We start from the raw sequence: 1,560 nt of genomic DNA, 5'->3' as shown, positions 1-1,560 counted from the left end.
CCGGTGCATTCTTCCCCGACCAGGTGACCCGAAGGGAACGAAACGGCTCGCTGACTGTCACATCCAGGTCCCCAACAGCAGTGGTCTCCAGATCGGCGTCCAGGGCTCGCGACCAACGCGCGTTGTACTGACGACGTCCAAGCTGAACCGCGCCATACCCGTCGCAGACGTGCATGTTCTTGTAGAAGGCGATCCCGGACAGAAGCCCGCTCGTTCCGGCCGGATCGACACCGGAGAACCAATATCGGTCGAAGAACCGATGATCCGACGTGTCCACGAACCGAAATGGCCACGGTGTCTGATGCATCAACGTCTCGTCCAGCGAATGCAGTGCGCGCGTACTCACAACGCCACCCCGTATGCCGTTTCCACTCCACTCATCAGGAAGCGCGGTGCGTGCAGAAGCCCCAGCACGCCATCGAGGAGCGTTCGCGGCTGTGTGGACAGCCGCGCGAGGCCACGGTAGGCGCCGGCGAACCGCCAGGCGTCGTGCCACACGCTGTAGAAGTGCAGCGTGTCCTCATCCGGGTAGCGCCCACCGGCCGCGCAGTATGCGTCGAGAAACTCGGACCACGGCTGCACCTTGGTCACATGAGGACGCACATAGGCGAGATCCTGAACGGGGTCGCCCACACGCGCGCGCTCCCAGTCGAGCATCGCCGTCAGCGCATTCTCGTGAACGAGCATGTTATGAAAGCCCGGGTCGCCGTGCAACAACGTGTTGCGGAACGCTCTGTTCGGCACATGTTCCTGTAGCCAGTCGAAGAGGAGATCGTGCAGCGGGTTGATCGCCTCACCCGCAATGGCCGCGACGCCTTCAACAAGGGTGCGCTGTTCGTCGATCGCGGCGCGCAGTTCGTCGCGAGTCGACATCGACGGGACCGGAGTTTCGGGAAGTCCGCCTACCGGAATCGCGTGAATCCGGCCGAGTGCGAGCGCCAAACCACGCGCCGCTTCAGGCCCGGTACCGGTCTGCGGGCCGAACACGTCGCCTAGATTCGAGCCAAGCGCTCGGCGAGATGCGAAGAACGGTCCGCCGAGCGAATTCTCTTCCGACTCCATCCACAACGGTTCGGCAACCTGACCTCCCTGTTCCCATACGTAACGGACAACGTCGTACTCGCGTTTCAACGTGTGTCCGTCCCGCCCCGGGCTGATCTGCCGCAACACGATCTGTTCGGGGTCCTCGCCGGGGCGCTGAATGGAGAGCAGCAGGGTTGTCTTCGAGAAGCCACCGGACAACTGGGAAAGCGCGTGAACTGTGATCCCAGGGCCGAAGCGTGCAGCGAAGTAGTCGGCCGCCTGCTCTGGTGTCACCCGTGCCGGCGTACTTCGCCCGAACCAGTTCATGGCGGATTCCTCGCGTGCGGCAAGCTCCGCTGGTGCGGACACACCCATCTCGGGCAGCTCCGACTTCGCAAGTATCCGTAGAATCTCCTGGACGACCGTCGGCGGAAGTTCGCCACCGGCCATGCGGCTGGTGAGTTTCGAGACGGCCGCGTACGGATCCGCTACGTCACCGATGTCCGCATCGGCACCACCGAGCGCGGCGGTCAGCGC

The 1,560-nt window shown here is 63.8% G+C and carries 1 protein-coding gene and 1 pseudogene; both read right to left on the bottom strand.

Annotated elements, in window-relative coordinates; translation table 11 throughout:
• Positions 1 to 346, bottom strand: a pseudogene (locus WAW17_RS32705) (hypothetical protein); the annotation flags it as partial.
• Positions 343 to 1,560, bottom strand: a 1,218-nt coding sequence (locus tag WAW17_RS32700; RefSeq protein ID WP_422336979.1) for a phosphotransferase family protein, incomplete at its 5' end; no start/stop codon positions are given. The gene WAW17_RS32700 and the pseudogene WAW17_RS32705, both read right to left, overlap by 4 nt.

It is taken from the genome of Rhodococcus sp. (in: high G+C Gram-positive bacteria) (assembly GCF_049286785.1).
In the GTDB taxonomy this organism is placed as follows: Bacteria; Actinomycetota; Actinomycetes; order Mycobacteriales; family Mycobacteriaceae; genus Rhodococcus_F.
Note: the sequence above shows the minus strand (reverse complement) of the source record. Positions and strands in the feature narration are given on the sequence as shown.